The sequence below is a fragment of the Arthrobacter sp. RIT-PI-e genome (assembly GCF_001187915.1).
In the GTDB taxonomy this organism is placed as follows: Bacteria; Actinomycetota; Actinomycetes; order Actinomycetales; family Micrococcaceae; genus Arthrobacter_D.
On the sequence record NZ_LGIU01000043.1, the window covers coordinates 140,383 to 164,033 of the forward strand.

Genomic DNA, 23,651 nt, shown 5'->3' on the forward strand with positions numbered 1-23,651 from the left:
CCGGGCACCGGTGGGCACCGAGCGGTCAGGAGATCCCGTGGACCGTCTCGCCGATCCTCGCGTGGGCCAGGAGCCACAGCCGCGCCTCCCCGTGGCCTGAGAGGACGAATCCGCCCGCGGGGACGACGGCTCCGGTCGGGGATCCGCCCCGGCGGTCGTGCACGCCGGTCACCCTGCCGTCGAGCACGGTCACGTCGCACCCGTACGGACCACGGGAGGCCAGCACGGTGTCGTCCGTGCAGGCCACCAGGGCATCGGGCCCGCCGGGCACGTCGATGCCCGTGAGCGGGTAGGAGGCACCCCCGATCCTGACCGCGGGGACGGGAGGGGACATGGGCCTCGGCGGCGGTACGGCGGGCGGTGCGTGCAGGGGCACCGGCGCCGCCAGTACGAGCGGTGCCACCTGGTCGGCGAAGGCCCAACCGCGCTCGCTGTCGGTCCTGTGCTGCCACACGAATGCCCCGCGGATGGTGGGGAACTCCCTCTGGATCACGCGCCAGGCGGAGCGGATCTGCTCCAGCGACGAGTAGTTCTCCGCATCCTCCATGCCGAAGCCCACCACGATCTTGCTCGCATCGCCGCCGGCCACGTCCTGCACCCACTCACGCGTGGTCCTGACGATGTACGCGGGGTCGGAGAGCCCCGGTCCGTCGTAGAACTGCGGCGCGGCATACGTCATCAGCCCCTGCGACAGCGCCTCGCGGATCATCGCCCTGTCCTGCTCGTTCCACGGTGCGGGTGGGGAGGTGATGCCGAAGTCCTCGCCGAACCGGCGCTTCAGCTCGCGGAACATCCACAGGTACTCGGTGGTGTCGGGCGCGAGTTCCGCCTCGAACGTGTTGAAGTCCACGCCGTCGATCACGGGGTCGGTCGAGGTGCCGCCGAGCTCGGTGTTGATGCGCTCGACACTGTCCACGAAACGCCGGCTCACGGTTCGGGAGGAGAAGTCGATCCCCTGGCCCGCACCACCGGTGGACAGCACCACCTGCTGGCCGCGCGCCCGGACGGTCCTGATGTCGTCCGCGATCTCGTCCGCCCCCCACTCCACGGCGCCGTCCTCGGTGGAGCGGCCGGCCGCGAACAGGTAGATCACGTTGTACGCCTGCGGGATCTCGGTGAGCGGAATCTCGGGGTTCCACCGCGTCCAGTAGACGGCGGCAACCTTGTCCGGCAGCCCCGTCCCCGCGGTATCCTCCTGATCCCGGACCAGGCGTATGTCAGGATCCCTTCATCCGTAGGTGTCCAGCACACGGCCGGTGGCGTTCTCGCGGACGTCGGCCGTGGCGCAGAGCTCCCTCTCGTTCATGGTGTCCACGATGGCCTGCAGCGCAGCGATCGAGTTGAGCGTCGCCTGGCCCTGGCCGTCGTGCATTGTGATGATCGTCCCGTCCCGCAGCCGCGGTGTCGTGGTGTCGATGATCTGCTGCGTCGTGACGCCCTCGGTGTCCCGCGTGTCCACGATGTTGTCCTCGGCCCGGAGCCCCCAGGGCATCACGAGCCGCAGACCGAGTTCCTGGGCCACCTCGTCCACGCGGGTGTCCACCGCACCGTACGGCGGGCGGTAGAGCGCAGGGTCCGGAGCGCCGGCGGCCACCAGCGCGTCGTCGGTCCGCTGCAGCTCACCGCGCAACCAGGCCGCCGTCACGGTCTCCTCGCTGCCGTCCGGGAGTACCCCGGTGGTCAGATCGGGATGGCTGTAGCTGTGGTTGCCGATGACGTGGCCCTCGGCGACGGCGCGGGCCACCGTGCTCTCACGGCCCTCGACCGCCCGCCCGTTCCAGAAGAACACCGCATCGATGCCCAGCCCGTCGAGTGCGTCGAGCACCTCGGGGGTGTTCCTGCCCGGGCCGTCGTCGAACGTGAAGGTGACGTGACCACCCGAGCAGTCGTTGCTCAGGGGCCGCTCCGCCGCAGGTCCGCTCCCGGTCCCGGCACCATCGGTGACGGGCACCATCCGGTCGGAGTGCTCCTGGACCACGGCCTGGGAAGCTCCGGCGAGGGCGACGACGGTGACGGTGGAGGCGGCGACCACCGCCGCCTTCGCACGGTTCCTCACTGCCCCTCCACCCTGGTGAACACGAGCCACAGATCCGTCTCGGAGTGCTCACGGGCGGGGAGGGTGGCGGTCAGCTCGTAGTTCGGGTTGTCCCGGAGCGCCTGGAGCAGGACGTCCTGCACGGCGTCCAGGTCGGGCGTGCCCGTGCCGACGGTGCGCAGGATCGCTGTCTCGAAGCGCTGGTCCTCCACGGCCACCCGCACGAGGTCCGGATTCTCGGCGTAGCCGGAGAGCGGCACGTTCCGGATCTCCGGACGGTCACGCAGGTGGTAGTCGAGCTGCTCCGCGGCCGGGGAGATGTAGCTGCCCGCGCGCGGGGCCTCCTCGATGACGTCCAGGACCGGGCGTACGTCCACCCAGGAGGTGTACATGGCTTCCGAGCGGGAGAACCCGAACAGCAGGACGACCATGAGCAGCAGGGTCACCGGCAGGAACTTCCACACGCCCTTGGACAGCTTCGCCAGGAAGTACCCCGCGGACGGGGCGAGGAAGAGGGCGGAGTACGCCATGTGCTTGTCGAAGGAGACCGCTTCACCGAGCACCAGGTGCGCAGCGGGCATCGCCATCCCCCCGATGAACAGCAGCGCTGCCAGGACGGCCTGACGCCGGCCGTTGCGTGCCAGGAGGACCATCCCGGCGAGCGCGAGGAGGGCGAGGATGCCGATGTCGAGGACCATCCACCCCACCAGGTCACCCGGCGAGGCGTCACCGGACACGGTCCGGTCGACAGTGTTGAGTGCGATCCCCGAGGCGATCCGGTCCGACCACATCAGCCAGGCCGTGGCGGGGAGGGCCACCGTGATCGCGGCGGCCAGAGCAGCTCGCCGTCGCGTCGAGGTGAGCAGGACGATGCCGATCACCACCGGCAGGAAGATCACCCCGGCGTACTTGACCATGGGCACCAGGCCCAGGAGCACACCGCTCACCACCGCCGATCCCCAGCCTCTCCGGACCCCGGCCCAGAGCGCTCCGGCCAGCATCGCCATGACCGGGGCGTCGAACGTGGCGAGAGCACCGACGAACACCACGGGTCCGGTCAGGGCGAGGACCGCGAGGGCGAGCATCCCTTCGGAGCGGTACCCCAGGTCCACCGCCGCGCGGTAGACGAAGACGACCGCGGCCAGCACGCACAGCAGGCTGAATCCCCTGACGAGGCCGAGGCCCCCGAGGGTGTCCAGGACGGCGGCGAGGACGGGGTACAGGAACGGCACGCCGGAGAACGACTCGCCGTACTCCACCACGGCCTGACCCGAGAACCAGTGGTCGAGGTAGTTGTGCCCGATGGTGATGGAGAGCGCCTCGTCGACGAAGGCGGTGTTGGAGAGCCTCACGCTCAGCACGGTCAACACGGCCAGCAGCCCGATCAGCGGGAGGTACGCCACCCGGCGGGGCGTGCTCTCGTGCTGGAACCTGGGCGGCAGCGCCTGGGCGACGGCCTCGTTCCACGCCGGACGGCGGTACTCGCCCACGGGGCGCTGCAGGATGTGGCTCATGTGTCCGTCCTCCTCGGAGGCAGGGTGGGATCGTGCTCGTGCTTCGGCAGCATGCGGCGGACGGCGATGCAGAGCACCAGCAGGGTCAGGGCCGTCAGACCCGCGACGCCCACCATGAAGCCGTTGTGCGTGACCTCCTCGAGGAGGCCCAGGAATTCGTCCATCAGGTCAGCCACTCCTTCTCTCCGCCGTGCAGCGCCAATCGGAGGGCCTTCCAGTACGCGAACGACTGGTACGTCTCGTAGACCCACAGCGGCACGATGAGCGCGGCGTAGATCCGCCCGCGCACCCCCGCCTGCCAGGTGGCGATCAGCTGGTCGAGCATGAACACCGGGATGATCAGCAGCCAGAACGGGTGGAACGCCACTTCCTCGAAACTCAGCGCGTAGCTCCAGATGATGATCATCAACAGGGGGATGATGGTCCGGAAGTAGGTCCAGAGCTGCACACCCCAGGCCTTCCGGGTGTGCTCCACGAACCCGTAGGTGAGCAGGGTCTCGAGCGTGCCCCGCTGCCACCGCAGGCGCTGGATCCTCCACTCGCGCCAGGTGGGCATCACGTCGGTGTCCACGATGCAGTCCGCGGCGCACCGGGGATCGTACCCCACGCGTTTCAGGGCGACGGTGAGCTCGTAGTCCTCGGTCAACGAGGACTCGTCGTAGACCTGTCCCTCCACGCCCGGGAGCACCTTGCTGCCCCGCATCTCGGCCACCCTGCGCAGCGCCTCGACGGTGAAGACGGCGGCCGCCCCGGAGAGCACGTGGATGCGTCCGGCACGCCGGTGGACGGCTCGCAGGCCCTGGGTGTACTCGATCTTCTGCAGGAGTGCCACGCGTGAGGGGTGGTCCGCGGCCACGTAGGAGCCACTGATCCCTCCTCGCTGCGGCCAGTACTCGAAGTACCTCATGCCGATCTCCACGAAGTCCTGGTTCAGCCGGCTGTCCGCGTCCATCATCAGCACGACGTCGTGCGGCTGGAGGTCCGGGAGCACCAGGGCGAGCCCCTGGTTGAGAGCACCCGCCTTCTTGGCGGCGTTGTCCCTGGTCTCCAGGACCTCCACCCCCATGGCCCTGGCGATCTCCACCGTGCCGTCGCTGCAGTTGTCGGCCGCGACGATGATGTGGTCCGGTGCCTGGGTCTGGCGACGCAGGCTGTCGATCGTCTGCGCGATCCCGATCTCCTCGTTGTGCGCAGGGATGATCGCGATGACCCGCGCGGGTGGTTGCTGCTCCCGGGCCTCCTGCAGCAGGGAACCCGGCGCCGCCTCCTTCCCCGGTACCCCCGTACCGAGGATCTCGTCACTCAGGTGCACGGCAGGCCTCCGTTCCGCCCGGAGGGGAGGAGCCCGGCATCCCGGGCGCCTCGATGCAGCGGCCCCGGGCCGGTCCCGCGGACGAGGGACCTCGAATACGGTCGGGGATCGACGACGGCAGACAGGATGGCTGCTCCTCATGAGGTGAAGCCGCGGGGTAGAAGCGCTCGCGACGGGGGTGGTCTTCCGGATGTGCGCAAGCGGGGCGCGAAGTGCTGTCCCCCGGTGGATCGTCACGAGGGCACAAGTATCCCCCCGGACGTGCGTACTCATTCAGGATGACTCCGGCACCGATCCCGTACACGAGTGAGGTGTACGCAAGATTCGAGAGGGAATACCTCACCGGGCGGTAGGCACCACCTATGGACCACTTGACACCTGTCGGCGAGGAAGTGGGTGCGGGTCAGTGACACCGGGGATGAGCGCCGATCATCCCCGTCGGGGCGCCGATCCACCGCCAGTGCACCGACGTCGGGTGCAGGCTCGCGCCCCGGGGAACCGGGCCGTGTGAATCATCACACACCCGGTCCGGTCCCAGTGGGCCCCGGTGACCGCACCCGGCTACGACCGCGCGTCGCCCACGTGGTTCAGCTCGAGTTCCGCCTCCCGGGCGAGATGCTCGAAGTACCGGTACTCACGCGGATCGAGTCCCCGTGGTTCCGTGCCGAGAAGGCAGAAGGTACCCACGAACCAGCCTCCGGGTCCCCGCAGGGGCACACCTGCGTAGAAGCGGAGGAAGGGTGCTCCGGTGACGTACGGATTCCGTGCGAACCGCTCGTCCGCCAGCAGGTCCGGCACCACCAGCGGTTCCTCGCCCCGGATGGTCACGGTGCAGATCGAGACGTCCCGCGGGAGGTTCAGGGGCAGGGTGCCCGTGGAGGACTTGAGGTACTGCCGGTCGTCGGCGATCAGCGAGATGATCGAATCCATGACCCCGAACCGGTTCTGCGCCTCGCGGGTGAGGCGGTCGAAGCGCTCCTCCCGGCCGGAATCCAGCAACCCGCATCTCTCGACCGAACGGATCCGGTACCGCTCGGCCTCGTGGAACGCACCGGTCCTGGGCGGTGCCGGCGAACTCCGGAGCTGCGCTGTGGGCACTGAAGTCACTGGGTATGTCCGCTCGGGTGGAAGGTCGACGTCGTATCCGCACCGGAGGGGACGAACACCTCCATCCTGCCCGTCGGGCATCGTCCCGGACCGTCCCGGACCTCACCCCGACGTGAAACCTGCGGAGAACCTTCGTCCGGGCGTCGCCGACCTGCGCGGGGACGGCGGCGCGGGCGGGCGCCGAGCATCCTCGTCACCTCCCACGCGCGAGCCCGGGAGCGAGGACGGACAGGAGGCGGATCCTTCCGCCCCGGAGGGTCACCGTCCGCCACGCACCACCGGGGAGCAGCGCGAGCTGTCGCAGATCTGGTGGCGGACCGACGCCGTCCTCGTCGTCGTCGTGAAGCTCCCGGTGTTCTCGATGCTCCGCCGGACCCCGTTGCTCACCAGGGCCACGGTGGATCCCTTCGCCCCGGACCAGGTGAGCGTGGTCGTGATCGTGCCACGGACCTTGGAGCTCTTCGAGGTGAGCTTGATGGGAGCGGGGACCGGCTTCGGCTTCGGGGGAACAGGCACCGCGGTCGGGACCGGAACCGGCTTCGGAGGAACAGGCACCGCGGTCGGGGCGGGCAGTGGACCTGCGACGGCGCCCGCGGGGGTGAAGGAGAAGTCGCGGACGACGACCTGCTCGGGCCTCACCCGTGCCGGGTCCCCCCCTCCACCTCCGGTGACCCAGAGGTTGAAGTGGACGGTCTCACGGGCCGGCGTCGGCACCTTCCCACCCTCCAGCACCGTGCGCTTGAGCAGCGGCCCGGAGGAGTCCTTCCCCGCGAAGGTCTCGAAGGTCAGCTTCCTCGGTTCCCACACCAGCCGGTGCGTGAGGACCGGGTGGTCGGTCACGTCGAAGACGGTGGTGTCGTTCCCCGCCCCCGGCGGGAGGCTCGCATCGAACCAGTAGCCGTGGCCCTGCGTGATGGGCCACTGCTGCTTGCCGGTTCCCCCACCCCAGGCACTGGCCTCGCACAGGTCCACCTCGTTGTACCCGGGCGCCACCGAGGCGTCGTAGGTGAAGAGGCAACCCCACACCACTTCCTTCTGCAGGCTCGAGAGATCCTTCTCCACCGTGGTGCTGTAGGTGCCGTAGCCGAACCCGCGCCGGGTACTGATGAGTTCGGCACCCACGGGCGCCTGCCCGGTCGGGTTGGAGAGCGTCAACGTCACGTGACCGTTCGCATCGGGGTCGCCGACGTTCGCGGCGTCGAACTTCCCGTTGTAGTTCGGGCCGCCTCCGTACCGGCGCTTCTCCCAGTTGAAACCCTTCCAGGAGAAGTCGCCCGAGGGTCCTGGGTCCGCGATGACGGACGGCGTCTCGGCCGCGACACCGGGAGCCGGCACGAGGGCCCCCAGGAGCAGGGCCGCCAGAACCGTTCCGAGGGTCGTGCGGCGGAGGTGCGCCGCACGGCGTGGGGCGGCACGGACAGGTGTGACGGACATGGCAGGAACCTCCACTGTTCGGTAGCCCGGCGAACCGCGAGGGTCCCGTGGCTTTGCGTCCCCGGTTCGCACCGGGTTTGCCCTTGTCGACGAGCACGTGCCCGGCGGGGACCGGCGAACCTGCTCGAGGCGGTCGCCGGGCTTCCCATGGTGCCGCACCGCGATCGGACGCGAACCGCCGACAGGCACAACAATTCGTCAGGATTGCCGCATTCGAACCGCAGGCGCCATTTCGTATCGTCGCTCGGGTACCTTGAATCCAAGCTCGGTGGTCCTCTCGGACCCGGTGAGTGTCTCAGTGCTGCCGACCCGGCGCATACAAGTCACCGAAGCGCCGTCGTGCGCGAGTTGGAAGTGGAGAGTGCTGGAGCATGACTGCGCCGTCCCAGGGGGGACCTCCCGCGAACGAACAGCACCCGGCGTCGAACGGCTCGGTGACAGGACGGATGCTCCTCATCCGGGGAATCGTCCTCGTGACGGCGATCCTGGGCACCAACTACGTCGTGTGGCGTTGGCTCTACTCCATCAACTGGGACGCCTGGTGGATCGCCATCCCGCTGGTGCTGGCCGAGACGTACTCGCTGGTCGACTCCCTCCTGTTCGGCTTCACCGTGTGGCGGCTCAAGAAACGGGAGCCGCCCGAGGCTCCCGAGGGCCTCACCGTGGACGTCTTCATCACCACCTACAACGAACCGCTCGACCTCGTGCTCACCACGGCGCGGGCCGCCAAGGCCATCCGGTACCCGCACCGGACCTACATCCTCGACGACGGCAACCGCGCCGAGGTCCGCGCCGCCGCCGAGGCGGAGGGCATCGACTGGATCACCCGCTCCGCCGACTGGAAGAACATGCCGCGGCATGCGAAGGCCGGCAATCTGAACAACGCCCTGGCCTCGACGGACGGCGAGTTCCTCGTGATCCTCGACGCGGACCAGATCCCGGACCCCGAGATCCTCCACAGGACGCTCGGGTACTTCACGAACGAGAAGATGGCACTGGTCCAGACGCCCCAGGTGTTCGTCAACGTTCCGGACTCGGACCCGCTCGGCAGCCAGGCACCGCTGTTCTACGGGCCCATCCAGCAGGGCAAGGACGGCTGGAACGCGGCATTCTTCTGTGGTTCGAACGCCATCATCCGCCGCGAGGCCCTCATGCAACTCGGCGTCACGCGCTACGTGACGGAGATCGAACTGGCCCTCCACAAGGCACTGAAGACATCCGACAAGGTCATCGCGAAGGCGAAGAAGGGCCTCGGCAAGGACAACGACCGGGTGTCGGACGCCCTCGACCTCGTGACGAAGGACCTGCGGAGGGTACGGCGCCGCCTGCAGAAGGGGCACGGCATCTCGGAGGTAACCTACGAGTTCCAGCAGCGGATGACGTCCATCACCCGGTTGCTCGTCGCTGCGGACATCGCGGCGTTCCACGAGGACCTCGCCTCGCTCGGCGACCTCTCGTCCCTCGAGGACCTCGGCCTCACCGGACTCGACGCCGGACTGCAGGACGCCGCGGTCTCGGCCCCCGGTCTGGCCGTCGTCGGCGATGCCGCCCTCGATCAGCTCGCGCAGCGCGCGTGGTCGCCACTCGCCGCGATCGACGCCGTCCGCGTCCTCATCGAATCGGTCAACGCGGACCGCAGCGGGGAGGCGCAGGCCGTGATGCCGATGGCCACCATCTCCGTCACCGAGGACATGGCCACCTGCATGCGCCTGCACTCCCTCGGGTGGGAATCCGCCTACCACCACGAGAAGCTCGCCGACGGCCTGGCACCCGAGGACCTGAACTCCATGCTGACGCAGCGCCTCCGGTGGGCACAGGGAACCATCCAGGTCATGTTCCGGGAGAACCCCTTCGCACAGAAGGGGCTGACGTTCGCCCAGAAGCTCATGTACTGGGCCACGATGTGGAGCTACTTCTCCGGCTTCACCGCCCTCGTCTACCTCGCGGCGCCCATCATCTACCTGATCTTCGGCATCCTCCCCGTCGACTCCATCAGCATCGAGTTCTTCGCACGGTTGATCCCGTTCCTCGTGGTGAACCAGCTGCTCTTCGCGATCGTGGGCAAGGGCACCAGGACCTGGCGCGGCCAGCAGTACTCGCTGGCACTGTTCCCGGTCTGGATCCGCTCGGTCACCTCGGCCTTCGGCAATGTCTACCTGGGGAGGAGCCTGGACTTCGCCGTCACCCCGAAGACCCTGCAGCAGGACGCACAACTGCGCTGGGACCTGGTCAAACCGCAGCTCTGGGCCATGGGCCTGCTGGTGGCGGCCACCGTCATCGGCCTCGTCCGTCTCGCGGTGGGGCAGGCGGACGTCCTCGGGACGTCGATCAACATCGTCTGGGTCGTCTTCGACCTCCTGATCTTCAGCGTCGTCGTCGAGGCCGTGCGGTACCGCGGCTACGAGCACTACCAGACCGACATCGCCGCCGCGAAGTCGCGACAGGAGAGACGACAGGAGAAACGACGGGAGGGAGGGCGATGAGCCGGGGGCTCCGCGGCACCCGGGCGGCCATCGTGCTCCTGCTCGTCACCCTGGTCACCCTGCTGGTCGGGCTGCCGGCCGGAGCAGCACCGGCGCAGGCGGCCCCGCCCGCGCCCACCACCGCGGTCCGGACCGACGAACCCCCGCTCCCCGATCCCACCGCGCTCACCGACGGCCGGTACTTCGGCCCGGAGCTCGACTGGTCCGCGAGCAGTGCCGGCGCCTACACCGACCGCGCAGGGATCACCCCGTCGGTGTTCAGCCGCCCGTTCCCCTACCCGCTCGATGCCGCCGCCGAACGCGACCTCGTCGACCTCGCGCGGCAGCAGTCCCGGCTCGGAGCCGTCGCAGTACTGACCCTCGAGCCGTCGGGCCCCCTCGAGGAGCTCACGACGGACGACGCCGAGCAGCTGGCGTCCACCCTGGCCCGCGTGGGCGGGGACTTCCGCACGGCATTCTTCATCCGCTTCGCACCGGAGATGAACGGCACGTGGGTGGACTGGGGGCAGCAGCCCGACACCTACGTGGATGCGTTCGCCACCGTCGCGGACGCCGTGCACGAGCAGGTGCCGACGGCCGCCATGGTGTGGGCGCCGTCGTACGCCGCCGGGTACCCGTTCACCGAGGCGTACGGTGCGGTGGAAGGGCTGGACGCGGGCAGCGTCACCGCACTGGACACGAACGGCAACGGCCTGATCGACGCGGGCGACGACCCGTACGCCCCGTACTACCCGGGCGACGACGCCGTGGACTGGGTGGGCCTGTCCATGTACCACTTCGGGAGCTACGTACAGGGCGCCACCACCAGCGCCGACGGCACGCGCGAGTACTCCGGGGCCATCACCACCTCGGTGCTGCCGGAGCCGGACAAGTTCACCGACCAGCTTGCCGGCACCTACGGCATGGCCCCGGGGGCGCCGCGCATCGACTTCGCGAAGGAGTACGGAGCGGACCGGGGCAACCGGATGATCGTCCAGACGGCCGCGCTCTTCGACCCGGAGGACCAGGAGAGCGCTCCCGAGGCGGAGATCAAGGAGGCCTGGCTGGACCAGCTGTTCGATCCCGCGCTCGCCGAGGAGTACCCCGAGATCGGGATGGTGGTCTGGCTGGAGGCCGCCCGCCCCGAGCCGGAGGCCGGCGGGAACACCGTGGACTGGGGCCTCCTGACGGACGCGGCGGCGACGGCGGCACTCCGGGACACGGTGCACGACTTCACCGGCCTGCAGCTCGGCCCCGTCACCGAGGGGATCACGCAGGAGGACGCGAACAGCTCCACGGCCCAGGGGGGGGAGACGAGCGGTGGCACGAACGAGGCCATGAACTGGCTCGTGGCCTCGGGGTCGGCGTGGCAGGTCCCCTACCCCGGGCCGCCCGGGCGCGCCGCTTCCTGCCGCAGTGGCGCTCCCCCGCCGAGAACAACCCCCGTGACATGCGCCTGGACCTGCTGCGCGGCTGGATCATCACCGCCGTGGTGATCACGCACATCGAGGTGGCCGGGCCGTGGTCCTTCATCGCCCTGAACCTCGTGGGAGCCATCACCGGGGCCGAACTGTTCGTGATCCTCTCGGGGGTGGTCATGGGCATGGTGTACCCGATCGCCGTCCGCAAACTGGGGTCGGGAGCAGCGGCGAAGGGCACCGTCAGACGCGCGGTGCGCCTGTACCTGACGGCTCTCGGCGTCGTGATCACGGTGTACCTGCTCTCCCTGGTGCCGTTCATCGACGCCTCCGTGATCACCACGTTCACCGATCGCGGGACGGGGGACACCGGGATCGGCGCAGCGGGCCGCGTGTACGACCTGTACCCCAACGCGGCCAGGCTCTTCGACTACCCGCCGCCCGGGTACGCGATCCGCGACCTGCTGCTGCTGAACATGGGCCCGTGGACGTTCAACATCATGGGGCTGTTCGTGGTGCTGACCCTCACCGTCCCGGTGCTCGTGGAACTGCTGCGGAGGAAGCTGTGGTGGCTCCTGCTGGTGGTCAGCTGGGCGCTGTACCTGGTGGACTCCGTGCTCCACGTCCGTGTGATCGACGCGCAGTTCCAGGACGTCTTCCCGCTGCTGACCTGGCAGGTGGTCTTCGTGCACGGAGTGGTGATCGGCTTCTACCGCCGCAGGATCATCGACACGCTCAGCAGTCTCCGGGGCAAGATCCTCATCGGCGTCCTGGCAGGGATCTACGCGCTGGGGCTGGGGCTCCTGTGGCTGGACGCGACCCTCGGGCTGCAGCTGCCCTTCATCCCCGACGGCGCCTACGAGGACCTGTACGACGCCGGGTACGTGCGCGTGTTCCTGCAACCGGGCCGGCTGATCGACCTCGCGTTCTTCGTCGTGGCCGCGCACATCATCCTGACCTGCTTCTGGAAACCGGTGGAGCGGATGGTGGGGTGGCTCTACATCCCCCTGGGCCAGGCGAGCCTCTACGTGTTCATCGTCCACGTGTTCTTCGTGCTGGCCGTGGGCAACATCCCCGGACTGGACCGCACCAGCTTCTGGCAGGGCCTGCTGGTCCACACCGTGGTGACGCTGCTCATCTGGGTCATGGTGCGCAGGAAGTTCCTGTTCTCCGTGATCCCGAGCTGACCGCCGGGACTCATCCGCGCGGACCCCTGTGGCGCAGTACGCGCCGCCACAGGGGTACCCGGGGTGTTTCCGGTGGCGCGGGCGCCTCGGCGGTCCGGCGTGCGGCGGCCCGCCGCTCGCGCCAGCGCTCCCCCTCGGGGGCCACCTCCCGCAGCTTGGTGATCACGGGCGGGCCGCCGAGGAGCTGGCGGCGGGCGTCGATCACCCGGTAGTTGAAATCCTCCAGCACCTCACGGACCTGCTGCTCCGTGTAGAGGCGGTCCAGGCGGTCGTCGAGCTCGGCGTCCTCGTGCCGCAGCAGGATGGCCCGCGGTCCGAGTCCCGTGATGTTCTCCCGCTGGATCAGGCCCTTGACCCACCAGTCGGGGTCGTGGCTCTCCCCGAGACCCGGGATCGGCTTGCCCGCCAGTGCCAGGTCGTCGAACTCCCCGGCCGCCACCGCACGGTCCACGATCAGACGCGCACGCTTGACCTCGTCCTCCCCCGCGCGCAACGGAGCCAGCTCGCCGGGTGCGCCGTCGTCGTGCTGGCGTCCGAACTCGTCCAGTGCGTCACCGGCACCCTCGGTGCCGGCGTGTGCCGCGCGGTACTGGGCCGCCCCGCGCAGCCGTTCCCCGTGCTCGGGGGGTCTGCTGATGACGCTGCCCTCCCCCGTGGGCACCCCCGCTGGCCGCGCTGTCCTCGGACCCAGCATTTCGGGGGGCGCAGACCCGCCGCAACCGCATCCCCGGCCGCCGGCCGGCTCTTGCACCGGCGGGAGGCCGGACGACGTCGGCGGGGCCCTCGGGAGGGAACCCGCCGTCGGGCCGCGAGCAGGAGCAGGAGCAGGAGCGGGTCAGCGGATCCAGGCGGTGGGGTTCGCGGGGAGCCTGCCGGCCTCGAGGGGAGAGCTGGTCAGCAGGACGCTCCCCACGGGCAGGTCCACGGGCTCGGCGCCGAAGTTGGTGATGCTGTGCCAACCACCGGGACGGACGAAGTGCAGCACGTCCCCGGAGGCCCCCTCCACCCAGTCGAAGTCCTCGGCTCCCTGCAGTTCCCTGCGCAGGACCAGGGCACGCCGGTAGAAGGCGAGGGTCGACCCCGGATCCTGTTCCTGGACCTCGACGGCGTGGTCCCCGAACCAGGCAGGTTGCGGCAGGTGCGCGCCGGCGAACCCGAACCCGAAGGACTCACCGTCCGTGGTCCAGGGCAGCGGCACACGGCACCCGTCACGGCCCACGTCCACGCCGGGGCTACGGAAGAACGTGGGATCCTGCCGCTCGGCGTCGGGGATCCCGGCCACCTCGTGCAGTCCGAGCTCCTCCCCCTGGTAGATGTACCCGGAGCCGGGCAGGGCGAGCATCAACTGCGTCACGGCCCGTGCCCGGCGCTCACCGAGCTCCCGGTCCAGGACGGACTCGTCGCCCCCGGCCAGCAGCCACTTCCGCCCGTCCCGATCCTGCTCCAGCGGCAACCCGTAGCGGGTGGCATGCCGGATCACGTCGTGGTTGGAGAACACCCAGGTCGAGGATGCACCGGAGCTCCTCGCTTCGGTGAGGTTCTTCGTGATGATGTCCCGGAAGCTCGCCGGGTCCCACGACGCCTGGAGCAGATCGAAGTTGAAGGCCTGCCCGAGGCCCTCCGGGCTCGCGTACCGGCCTCGCCGGTCCGCGTGCACCCACGCCTCGGCCACCGCCGAGCGCGGCGGTGTGTACTCGTCGAGCACCGCACGCCAGGACGCGAACACCTCGTGGACCTCGTCCCGGTCCCAGAACGGGTGCAGGCCCTGGTTGTCCTCGTCCTGTGCCCCCAGCTCGGCCCAGGGCTGCAGCGGCTCGGTCATGTCCTTGGTCAGGGCGTGCGCCACGTCCACCCGGAAACCATCCACCCCGCGGTCGGACCAGAAGCGCAACGTGGTCAGGAAGTCCTCGCGGACCTCCGGGTTGTCCCAGTTCAGGTCCGGCTGCTCCTTCGCGAACAGGTGCAGGTACCACTGGCCGTCGGGAACCCGCTCCCACGTGGGGCCGCCGAACACCGACTCCCAGTCCGAGGGCGCCGTGGCCCCGTCCGGGCCGAGCCCGTCCCGGAAGATGTACCGCTCCCGCGCGGGCGAGCCCTTCGGGGCGGCCAGCGCCTCCTGGAACCACACGTGCCGGTCCGAGGTGTGGTTCGGCACGATGTCCGCGATCAGCTTGATGCCCGCCGCGTGCAGCCCGGCGATCATCTCGTCGAAGTCCTCCAGCGTGCCGAGCTTCGGGTCCACGTCCCGGTAGTCGTCGACGTCGTACCCGCCGTCGGCGAGCGCGGACGGGTAGAAGGGGCTCAACCACACGGCGTCCACCCCCAGCGACACCAGGTACGGGATCCGGGAGGTGATGCCCTTCAGGTCCCCGATCCCGTCACCGTTCGAATCGGCGAAGCTGCGGGGGTAGATCTGGTACACGGCGGCCTGACGCCACCAGTCCGGGTCCTGCATCCGCCGGGCCACGGCGTCGGCGTCCGGCGCGGGAGCGCCCTCGGCGGCGGCATCGGACCCTGGTTCGACGATGGAAGTCACGGGTGAGGTTCCTCTCTGGTGGGGCTGCTGGAGACGGTGCTATACCCGTTCCTACCTCTACGGGGGAACACGGGGCGTGTCAATGTGGTGGATCCCGGAATTATCGCGGAGCACAGGGTCTTGGAACCCGTATGACTACCATCGCGATCATCGGAGCAGGACGCGGCCTCGGCGCCGCGGTAGCACGGCGTTTCGGAGCCGAAGGATTCTCCGTGGCCCTCGTCTCACGCAACCAGGGCAAGCTCGACGCCCTGGCCGAGGATCTCGGGAAGGACGGCGTGCACGCACGCGGTTTCACCGCGGACGTCCGGAACCCGGAGTCCATCGCGGCGGCGCTCGAGGCGGCGACGGAGACCCTCGGCCCCATCGAGGTCCTCCAGTACAGCCCGCTGCCGCAGAAGGACTTCATGCGGCCCGTCCTCGAGACCACCCCGGCAGATCTCAAGGGCCCGGTGGAGTTCTCCATCTACGGCCCGGTGGCGGCGGTGCACCAGGTGGTGCCCGGGATGCGTTTCCTCGGGGAGAACCGCGGCACCATCCTCTTCGTCAACGGCGGCTCCGCCGTCAAGCCCGGGCGTTCCGTCACCGGGACCTCCGTGGCCTTCGCCGGCCAAGCGGCCTACGTGCAGCTCCTCAACGAGGTGCTCGGCGAGGAGGGCATCCAGGTGTCCCAGCTCATCATCGGCGGCCAGATCATCGAGGGGGACCCGGAGAAGGACCCCGACGTGCTCGCCGGTATCCTCTGGGACCTGCACACCCGCCGCGACACCTTCCGCCACCAGGTCAGCGCGGACTGATCCCGCTCCCCCGACATTCTCGACATCCGTAGCACGCAAGGAGAACAGCATGGGCAAGATCTGGTTCATCACGGGAACTTCGCGCGGCTTCGGCCGCGAGTGGGCTGAGGCCGCCCTGGAGCGCGGCGACTCGGTCGCGGCGACCGCGCGGAGCACCGACAGCCTCACCGCACTGGTGGACACCTACGGGGAGCGGGTCCTGCCCCTTTCGCTCGACGTCACCGACCGCGCCGCAGTCTTCGCGGCCGTCCGGCAGGCGCAGGAGCACTTCGGCAGGCTCGACGTGGTCATCAACAACGCCGGCTACGGCCAGTTCGGGATGGTCGAGGAGCTCAGCGAGAGCGAGCTGCGCGACCAGATCGAGACGAACCTCTTCGGGGCGGTCTGGGTCACCCAGGCCGTGCTGCCGGGGCTGCGGGAGCAGGGCAGCGGGCACATCATCCAGGTGTCCTCGATCGGCGGGATCAGCGCCTTCCCCACGGTGGGCGCCTACCACGCCTCCAAGTGGGCCCTCGAGGGGCTCAGCCAGTCGCTGTCGCAGGAGGTGGCCGGTTTCGGCATCAAGGTCACGCTGATCGAACCGGGCGGCTTCTCCACCGACTGGGGCGGCAGCTCCGCGAAGCACGCCACCGCGATCGACGCGTACGACGCCGTGCGGGAGCAGGCCTCGAACCGGCCCAGCCGCGCGGGCACCCCCGGCGACCCGAGGGCCACCCGCGGGCCGATCCTGAGGATCGTCGACGCCGAGAACCCGCCGCTGCGCGCCTTCTTCGGGGAGGCACCGCTCGGCATCGCGACAGCGGACTACGAGTCCAGGCTCGCGTCCTGGAACGAATGGCAGCCGGTGGCGCTGGAGGCCCACGGCAGCCAGGACTGACCAGCCGTGCACGGTGCCCGGCAGGGCACCGTGCACACGGACGACACCCACGGATCGGGCATGGGCCCGGTACCCGACACCCACGGAGGACACCGCATGAAGATCGCACTGCTCGGCGTAGGACGCATGGGGCACGAGCTCGGCCTGCACCTGATCGGGGCGGGCCACGAGCTGACCGCCTGGAACCGGACGGCGAGCGCCGTGGAGCGCCTGCGGGACGCCGGCGCTGCGCAGGCGCAGTCCCCCGAGGAGGCCGTCGCCGACGCCGAGGTGGTCATGACGGTCCTGTTCGGCCCGGACACCGTGCGCGAGGTGGTGCTCTCGGGCCTCGAGCTGCCGGCGGAGGCGGTGTGGCTGGACGTCACCACCGTGGCACCCGAGGACGCCCGGGAGTTCGCCGACTACGCGACGGCCGCCGGGATCCGCTACGTGCACGGCCCCGTGATCGGCAGCCTGGCACCGGCACGTGCAGGTCAGCTCGGTGTCCTGCTGGGCGGTGCGCCGGGTGACGTCGACGTCGTCGAACCCCTCGCCGCCCTGTGGGCGGACGCCGAGCGCCTGCGTCGCGTCGACACCGCGCAGGATGCCGCCACCGGCAAGTTGCTCGCCAACCTGGCCCTCGGGGTCTCGCTCCAGGGACTCGTGGAGGCGCTACGGCTGGGGAGGGCCAACGGGCTCGACGCCGGGGCGGTCCTCGATCTTCTGAAGGGCACCGGTCTCGACGTGATCGCCGGCATGAAGGGCGCGGTGATCACCGAGGGGACTTTCGAGGACACGCAGTTCTCCGCCGACCTGCTCGCCAAGGACGCGCGCCTGATCCTGCGGTCCACCCCGGATCCGCTGCCCGCGGTCACGGCCCTCCTGCAGTCGCTGACCGAGGCGCAGCGCGCCGGCTCGGGCGACGCCGACATCGCGGTGATCGCGAAGCCGGAACTGACCTGACCCGGACCGGGGCCTCGGCCCGCGTCAGCGTCGGCCCCTGCCGGGCACGAGCTGCTCCTCCCGGGCCAGGATCGCGGCCTGCGTCCTCGTGGTGCACCCGAGTTTGGCGAGCACCCGGGACACGTGGGTCTTCGTGGTGCCACCCGAGATGTGCAGTTCGGCGGCGATGGTGCGGTTGGAACACCCCTCCGCGATGAGCCCGAGGACGTCGAGCTCGCGGTCGGTCAGGCCGTACCCGGGACCGTCCGAGGACCCAGGAGTGGAAGCACCCCGGTCATCCCGGTCCGCGTCCAGGGACACGAAGGCGTCGAGCACTTTCCGGGTCACCTCCGGCGCCAGGGCCGCGTCGCCGGCGGCCACCCGCCGCCCCGCGCCCCCGAGTGCCGCGGGTTCCACCGTCTTCAGCAGGACCCCCGCCGCGCCGGCCCGGAGCGCTTCGAACACGTAGTCGTCCACGTCGAACGTGGTGAGGACCAGCACCCGCCCGGCACCGGCGGAGACGATGCGGCGGGTCGCCTCGATGCCGTCGATCCCCGGCATGCGGAGGTCCATGAGCACCACGTCGGGGCGCAGTGCCGCGGCATTGGTGATCGCCCCGGCGCCGTCGGACGCCTCCCCGACCACGCGGAGATCGGGGGTGGCTTCCAGGATGAAGCGCAGGCCCGCCCGGATCGCGGCGTGGTCGTCCACGAGGAGCACGGTGATGGGATCGCCGGTCACGCTGCACCCCCCGCCGGATGCGGCAGCTCTGCCGTCACGGTCCATTCCCCCGGCTGCACCTCGATGTGCAGGGTCCCGCCGAGCGCCGCGGCCCGTTCCCGCATGGTGGTGAGCCCGAACCCTGCGCCCTGGGACCGGGCGGGCGGGGAAATGACCGGGGCCGCCGCACGGGTGTTGTGGATGCGCAGCCGCACCCGGGAGTCCGACGGCGCCACCTGCACCTCGATGCGCTCCCCGGGTGCGTGCTTCGCCGCGTTGGTCAGCGCCTCCTGCACGATCCGGTAGCCGGCGAGGCCCACCGGCGCCGGGCACCGGACCATCTGCTCCGGACCGGCGAACCGCACCTCGCTCCCCGTACGTCGTGCCTGCTCCACCAGCTCGGGGATGTCGGCGAGGCGCGGCAGCCGAACGGCAGCCTGCTCCGGCTCACGCAGCAGCGCGATGAGCGCGTGCATCTCCTGCATGGACTCGAGCGCGAAGCTGCGCGTCAGCTCGAGTGCGGCGCGGTCCTTCACCGGGTCGGCCGCAGTGGCGAGTGCGCCCCCGGCGTGCAGGGCGATCGCCGAGAGGTGGGAGGCGACGGCGTCGTGCAGGTCACGCGCCAACGCGTCACGCTCGACGCGGACTGCGCGCCGCTGCTCCGCCTCGGCGAGCCGCTCGATCGCATCGGCACGGGCCTCGGCGACGTCGGCGAGTTCCCTCCCGGTCCGCACGTCCCGGGCCCACCACAGCGGCCCGAGGTAGAGCACGGCCTGCTGCAGCGCCATCAGCACACCCCAACGCACCTCGGACGTGACGAGCACCGTGACCACGGTGGGTCCGGCCACGAGCGCGCCGGCGGCGACCCACAGCGCTCGGCGCAGCCGGGACGACCCGAGAAGGGCCGCCCTGTAGAGCAGGTCGACGACGTAGAGGAACGCGGCGATGCTCCCGCCGAGCGCCGTGTCCACGGCGAAGGCGGCCGCCCCGACCGACAGCGCGGCCACCGGGGCCGCCCGCTTGACGAGCATGGCGAGGCAGCCCACCAGCAGCGGGGGTACGAACCACCATGCCGGGGCGTCCTGCACCACCGCGAGTCCGGGCAGCTGCCCGTGGCCGGTGAGACCGAGCGCCAGCAACCCCAGGCCGGCCACGAAGGTGCCCGCCGCGACCCGTGCGTCCTGACCCCGGGTGGTCCCGACCCCCGGGGAATGGCGGCGTGCCGGGACCGTCCTGTGCTCGTGGCCGGCGGATGTCATGACCGAAGTCCATCACACCGGACCAGCGGTGCGGATCGGCCGAAAGACCTACCCGGAGTGCCGACATCGGCCATCCGGCGGGCGCGACGTCCGCACGCTCCTCCGTAGCGTCCCTCTCATGACCCTCCCCCTGGCCGGTGGCCTCCTCGTCCTCGCGCTGCTCGATTCCACGAGCTTCGGCACCCTGCTCATCCCGATCTGGCTGATGCTCGCCCCCGGACGCGTGCGAGCGGGCCGGATCCTCCTGTTCCTGGCCACCATCGCGGTGTTCTACTTCGGCGTGGGTGTGGCGATCCTCCTCGGCGCGGACGCCGTGCTCGATCGGTACGGGCACCTCCTCACCTCCCGGCCGGCCTTCGTGCTCGCCTTCCTCCTCGGGGCCGCACTGCTGGCGTGGAGCTTCCTCCTGGAACATCAGGCGAAGCAGCAGAAGCTGACCGGGCAGGTGCCAGGACGGTTCAGCAGGTTCCGCACGCGTGCCGTGGGTGGAGGGGGCCGGGGTCTGCTCCCCCTCGTGGGGCTCGCACTGTTCGCGGGACTGGCGGAACTCGCCACCATGCTGCCCTACCTCGCTGCCATCGCGGCACTGACCGCGTCCGGTGTGACGGTGCCGGTGGCCGGCGCGGCGCTCGCTCTGTACTGCGCCGTGATGGTGCTGCCCGCCGTCGTCCTGCTGCTCCTCCGGGTGTCCGCCACACGCCACGTCACCCCGCTCCTCCTCCGGCTCGAGGGCTGGATGAGCAAGCACTCCGTCAACGGTCTCTCCTGGGTGGTGGGCATCCTCGGGGTGGTGGTCATGGTCCACACCGGAGCGCCGGCCTTCGCCTGACCGGCCCCACCCCACGAGCGTGCTGCACGGGTGGAGCGTCCCCGGGGATCAGTAGACTGCGATCATGCTGCCACCCAACCTGCAGGCGCCCGACACGACGACCGGCTCCGGCCAGGACACATCCCTGCAGTTCCTCGCCGACAAGGTGCACACCGCCCGCTCCTCCCTGGACAGCGCACTCGAGCTGGCCGCCGAGCTCGGCGCGGCCGTTCCCCTCCCGGGCTCCGGCCGTACCGCCGTCACCTGGCAGCTCCTCACCACCATCGCCGCCGAGGACCTCACCGTGGCCCGCGTGGTGGAACCGCACCTGGACGCGCTCGCCATCCTCGACCAGGCCGACGACGCCCACCTCACCGGGGGCGTCGGGACGTGGGGCGTCTTCGCGGCCGAGGGGCCGGGTGTGGCGCTCATGGCAGCGCAGCAGGACGACGGCACCTGGACGCTGACCGGCACCAAGCCCTGGTGCTCCCTGGCCGACCACCTGGACCGTGCGATCGTCACGGCACATGTGGACGAGGACGCCCGGCGTGCCTTCGCCGTGGACCTCCGCGCGGACGGCGTGCGGCCCGAACCGGCCGCGGCGTGGGTCAGCCGGGGACTGCCCACTGTGACCAGCTGCTCGGTGCACTTCGACGCCGTCCCCGCCGTCCCGGTGGGCGCGAACGGCTGGTACCTGGAGCGGGACGGTTTCGCCTGGGGCGGCATCGGCGTCGCGGCCTGCTGGTACGGGGGCGCGCTCGGCGTGGCCCGCACCCTGCTCGCCGCGTCCCGCCGTCGTGCCCCGGACCAGATCGCGCAGCTGCACCTGGGCCGCGTGGACGCGGCGCTGCACGAGGCGCGCACCGTCCTGGCGGAGGCCGCCGACGCCGTCGACGCCGGCAGGGCAGCCGGACAGGACGGTGCCCTGCTCGCCGCCCGCGTCCGCGCCACCGTGTTCCGCTGCGCCGAACTGGTGCTCGACGCCGCCGCGCACGGACTCGGCCCCGCATTGCTCGCCTTCGACGACGAGCATGCGGCCCGCGTGGCGGACCTGCACCTCTACCTGCGCCAGCACCACGCCGAACGCGACGACGCCGCTCTGGGCAGGCGCGTCCTCGACCGGGTGGACCAGGGCGGGGCGGGATGGTGAGCTTCACGCACCGGCAGCAGGGCACGCCGGAGAGCGTCTGGCGCAGCTGGGAACAGGACCGCGGCACCGGCCGGGGGCTGCAGGTCGAGGCGCTGTTCGACGGGCGGCTTCCCGCGCGGTTCCTCCTCGTCGCCGCACACCCCGACGACGAGACGCTCGGTGCGGGCGGGCTGCTCGCCCGCCTCGCCCGCGACGGCGTCCGCTGCGACGTCGTCGTCCTCACGGACGGTGAGAACTCCCACCCCTCCTCCCCCACGCACCCGCCCGCGCGCCTCGCGGAGATCCGGCGCACGGAGGTGCGCACCGCCGTCGGCCTCCTGGCCCCGGCCGCACGCGTGAGCTTCGCCGGTCTGCCCGACGGCGGCCTCGTCGACGACGACGTCGCGACCGTGCTCCGCCGCGAGCTCGCCGACGGCGAGACCACCCGCACGCTCGTGGCCGCCCCCTGGCGGCACGACGGGCACACCGACCACGACGCCGCCGGCCGCGCTGCCGCGATCGTGTGCGGGGCGGCGCAGAGCCCACTGCTGGAGTACCCGATCTGGCTGTGGCACTGGGGGAATCCCGAGGAGCAGGCGGACGCCCTCGGCGAGCTCGCCCTGCACACCCTCGATGCGGAGGACGCCGCGCGCAAGGGCTCGGCCCTCGCCGCGCACGTCTCGCAGACCACCGCCCTCTCGGAGGAGCCCGGCGACGAGGTGCTGCTGGCACCGGAGGTCCTCGAGCACTTCCACCGCGGCCACGAGTCCTTCTTCGTCACCGAGGGTGCCTCCACCTTCGAACGGCTGCACCGGGACAAGGCGGACCCCTGGGAGGTGGCCGAGCGGTTCTACGAGCGGCGGAAGCGCGCGCTGACCATCGCGAGCCTGCCCCGGCCACGCTTCCACCGCACGCTCGAGGTCGGCTGCTCGGTGGGTGCTCTCACCCGGGAACTGAGTGCCGTCTCGGAGACCCTCCTGGCGCTCGACACGAGCGAGACCGCGGTCCGGCGCACCAACGAGGCCCTGGTCACGAACGCCGCCGCGACGGCACGTCTCGCCACGGTCCCGCGGGACTGGCCCGGGGAGGAGGGCCCGTTCGACCTGATCGTGCTCTCGGAGACCGGCTACTTCCTGTCCTCGGACCAGCTGGACGAGGTGATCCGGCTGATCCGGGCGTCGCTGGACGAGGACGGCGTGCTGGTGTTCTGCCACTGGCGCCACCCCATCGAGGGCTGGGAGCTCGACGGCGAGGCGGTGCACGAGCGGGTCCGGGCCTCGTCGGATCTCGTCACCCTCGTTCTCCACACCGAGGAGGATTTCCTCCTGGAGGTCCTCGTCCCGGCACCCGCGCACTCCGTGGCCCGCAGGGAGGGCCTGCTGTGAACACCGGGCAGCTGGTCGTCGTGGTGCCTGCGCACAACGAGGAGGACTGGTTGCCCACCTGCCTCGCGGCCGTCGACGAGGCACGCCTGCACTTCCTGCACTCCGTCCCCCGGGTGCTGGTGTCCGTCACCGTGGTGCTCGACCGCTGTACTGACGGCTCGGCGGATGCGGCACGGAGCATCCCCGGGGTGTCCGTCATCTCGGGGGACTTCGGCTCCGTCGGCGCAGCACGGCACGCGGGCGTCCGGTTCGCGCTCGCGCGATCCCGGAGCCTGCCGCAGCACACCTGGATCGCCAACACGGACGCGGACACCGTGGTTCCCCGCGACTGGCTCGTGGGCCAGTACCGTCTCGCCCTCGAGCACGATCTCGTCCTCGGCACCGTGCACCCCGTGCTCACGGCGGAGAACGCGGAGCGCGTGGAACTGTGGTCCAGGGAGTACGTGCCGGAGGACGGTCATCCCCACGTGCACGGCGCGAACCTCGGCATGCGGGGCAGCACCTACCAGGAGCTCGGCGGCTTCAAACCGTTGGCACAGGACGAGGACGTCGATCTCGTGCAGCGGGCCAAGGCGGCGGCGGTCCGGTGGACGGCCGCAGGGACGGTGCGAGTGCTGACCTCCTCCCGTACCGAGGGTAGGGTGCCGGCCGGATTCTCCAGCTATCTGCGGCTGCTGCGCTAGCGGTTCCCCCGGCTTCTACGGTGTTTCCGCTTTGTCCGACCCATCTGCTAGACATGACGGGTCGCAG

21 protein-coding genes and 1 riboswitch are annotated in these 23,651 nt (G+C 70.6%); of the genes, 10 read left to right on the plus strand and 11 right to left on the minus strand.

Going from position 1 to position 23,651, the window contains the following annotated elements:
- Positions 1–25: 25 nt before the first annotated feature.
- From AC792_RS04965 to AC792_RS17680, 7 genes are all read right to left on the minus strand, one after another.
- Positions 26–1,093, minus strand: coding sequence for a hypothetical protein (locus AC792_RS04965; RefSeq protein WP_049829443.1), 1,068 nt, complete (start codon positions 1,091–1,093; stop codon positions 26–28).
- Positions 1,094–1,228: 135 nt separating this feature from the next.
- Positions 1,229–2,056, minus strand: coding sequence for a polysaccharide deacetylase family protein (locus AC792_RS04970; RefSeq protein ID WP_049829444.1), 828 nt, complete (start codon positions 2,054–2,056; stop codon positions 1,229–1,231).
- The gene (locus AC792_RS04975; RefSeq protein WP_049829445.1) at positions 2,053–3,549 is read right to left on the minus strand and encodes an ArnT family glycosyltransferase; all 1,497 of its coding nucleotides are present in this window, start codon (positions 3,547–3,549) and stop codon (positions 2,053–2,055) included. Before AC792_RS04975 ends, AC792_RS04970 begins: the two co-directional genes overlap by 4 nt.
- Positions 3,546–3,713: a hypothetical protein gene (locus AC792_RS17245; protein ID WP_160317612.1), complete on the minus strand. Its 168-nt coding sequence runs from the start codon at positions 3,711–3,713 to the stop codon at positions 3,546–3,548. Before AC792_RS17245 ends, AC792_RS04975 begins: the two co-directional genes overlap by 4 nt.
- Positions 3,713–4,861, minus strand: coding sequence for a glycosyltransferase (locus tag AC792_RS04980; RefSeq protein WP_049829446.1), 1,149 nt, complete (start codon positions 4,859–4,861; stop codon positions 3,713–3,715). Before AC792_RS04980 ends, AC792_RS17245 begins: the two co-directional genes overlap by 1 nt.
- A 561-nt stretch (positions 4,862–5,422) precedes the next feature.
- Positions 5,423–5,959, minus strand: coding sequence for a GAF domain-containing protein (locus AC792_RS04985; protein ID WP_049829447.1), 537 nt, complete (start codon positions 5,957–5,959; stop codon positions 5,423–5,425).
- 267 nt (positions 5,960–6,226) lie between these two features.
- Positions 6,227–7,402, minus strand: a complete 1,176-nt coding sequence (locus AC792_RS17680; RefSeq protein ID WP_049829448.1) for a hypothetical protein — start codon at positions 7,400–7,402, stop codon at positions 6,227–6,229.
- A 17-nt stretch (positions 7,403–7,419) separates the two neighbouring features.
- Positions 7,420–7,494: riboswitch (cyclic di-GMP riboswitch) on the minus strand.
- A 354-nt stretch (positions 7,495–7,848) separates the two neighbouring features.
- On the opposite strand from AC792_RS17680, the gene AC792_RS04995 reads away from it, so the two are divergent.
- Genes AC792_RS04995 through opgC form a run of 3 tightly spaced genes read left to right on the plus strand, consistent with a single transcriptional unit; the run spans position 7,849 to position 12,469 of the window.
- The gene (locus AC792_RS04995) at positions 7,849–9,885 is read left to right on the plus strand and encodes a glycosyltransferase (RefSeq protein WP_049829449.1); all 2,037 of its coding nucleotides are present in this window, start codon (positions 7,849–7,851) and stop codon (positions 9,883–9,885) included.
- Positions 9,882–11,360 (plus strand): hypothetical protein, encoded by a 1,479-nt coding sequence (locus tag AC792_RS16840; RefSeq protein ID WP_049829450.1) that lies wholly within the window; start codon positions 9,882–9,884, stop codon positions 11,358–11,360. The genes AC792_RS04995 and AC792_RS16840 overlap by 4 nt, the downstream gene beginning before the upstream one ends.
- Positions 11,315–12,469, plus strand: a complete 1,155-nt coding sequence (opgC, locus tag AC792_RS16845) for an OpgC domain-containing protein (RefSeq protein ID WP_049829451.1) — start codon at positions 11,315–11,317, stop codon at positions 12,467–12,469. The genes AC792_RS16840 and opgC overlap by 46 nt, the downstream gene beginning before the upstream one ends.
- Positions 12,470–12,479: 10 nt before the next feature.
- Here opgC and AC792_RS05010 read toward each other — a convergent pair whose 3' ends face one another.
- Positions 12,480–13,130, minus strand: a complete 651-nt coding sequence (locus AC792_RS05010) for a J-domain-containing protein (RefSeq protein WP_235436374.1) — start codon at positions 13,128–13,130, stop codon at positions 12,480–12,482.
- Between the two features lie 174 nt (positions 13,131–13,304).
- Positions 13,305–14,924: a glycoside hydrolase family 13 protein gene (locus AC792_RS05015; protein ID WP_049829515.1), complete on the minus strand. Its 1,620-nt coding sequence runs from the start codon at positions 14,922–14,924 to the stop codon at positions 13,305–13,307.
- A gap of 212 nt (positions 14,925–15,136) precedes the next feature.
- On the opposite strand from AC792_RS05015, the gene AC792_RS05020 reads away from it, so the two are divergent.
- From AC792_RS05020 to AC792_RS05030, 3 genes are all read left to right on the plus strand, one after another.
- Positions 15,137–15,802: an SDR family NAD(P)-dependent oxidoreductase gene (locus tag AC792_RS05020; RefSeq protein WP_049829452.1), complete on the plus strand. Its 666-nt coding sequence runs from the start codon at positions 15,137–15,139 to the stop codon at positions 15,800–15,802.
- A gap of 49 nt (positions 15,803–15,851) precedes the next feature.
- A complete protein-coding gene (locus AC792_RS05025; RefSeq protein ID WP_049829453.1) occupies positions 15,852–16,679 on the plus strand; it encodes an SDR family oxidoreductase in 828 nt (275 codons plus the stop codon).
- A gap of 96 nt (positions 16,680–16,775) precedes the next feature.
- On the plus strand, positions 16,776–17,621 hold the full coding sequence (locus AC792_RS05030; protein WP_049829516.1) for an NAD(P)-dependent oxidoreductase: 846 nt from the start codon (positions 16,776–16,778) through the stop codon (positions 17,619–17,621).
- Between the two features lie 24 nt (positions 17,622–17,645).
- On the opposite strand, the gene AC792_RS05035 is transcribed toward AC792_RS05030, so the two are convergent.
- Both AC792_RS05035 and AC792_RS05040 read right to left on the minus strand, forming a co-directional pair.
- Positions 17,646–18,341, minus strand: a complete 696-nt coding sequence (locus tag AC792_RS05035; protein ID WP_235436376.1) for a response regulator transcription factor — start codon at positions 18,339–18,341, stop codon at positions 17,646–17,648.
- Positions 18,338–19,579: a sensor histidine kinase gene (locus AC792_RS05040; RefSeq protein WP_049829455.1), complete on the minus strand. Its 1,242-nt coding sequence runs from the start codon at positions 19,577–19,579 to the stop codon at positions 18,338–18,340. Before AC792_RS05040 ends, AC792_RS05035 begins: the two co-directional genes overlap by 4 nt.
- Before the next feature lie 118 nt (positions 19,580–19,697).
- Here AC792_RS05040 and AC792_RS05045 point away from each other — a divergent pair, with 118 nt between their 5' ends.
- From AC792_RS05045 to AC792_RS05060, 4 genes are all read left to right on the plus strand, one after another.
- Positions 19,698–20,408, plus strand: coding sequence for a GAP family protein (locus AC792_RS05045; protein WP_049829456.1), 711 nt, complete (start codon positions 19,698–19,700; stop codon positions 20,406–20,408).
- Between the two features lie 64 nt (positions 20,409–20,472).
- The gene (locus AC792_RS05050; protein WP_049829457.1) at positions 20,473–21,537 is read left to right on the plus strand and encodes an acyl-CoA dehydrogenase family protein; all 1,065 of its coding nucleotides are present in this window, start codon (positions 20,473–20,475) and stop codon (positions 21,535–21,537) included.
- Complete coding sequence (locus AC792_RS05055) at positions 21,531–22,901, plus strand: bifunctional PIG-L family deacetylase/class I SAM-dependent methyltransferase (RefSeq protein ID WP_049829458.1); 1,371 nt, start codon at positions 21,531–21,533, stop codon at positions 22,899–22,901. Before AC792_RS05050 ends, AC792_RS05055 begins: the two co-directional genes overlap by 7 nt.
- Positions 22,898–23,584 (plus strand): glycosyltransferase, encoded by a 687-nt coding sequence (locus AC792_RS05060; protein ID WP_049829459.1) that lies wholly within the window; start codon positions 22,898–22,900, stop codon positions 23,582–23,584. The genes AC792_RS05055 and AC792_RS05060 overlap by 4 nt, the downstream gene beginning before the upstream one ends.
- Positions 23,585–23,651: the final 67 nt, after the last annotated feature.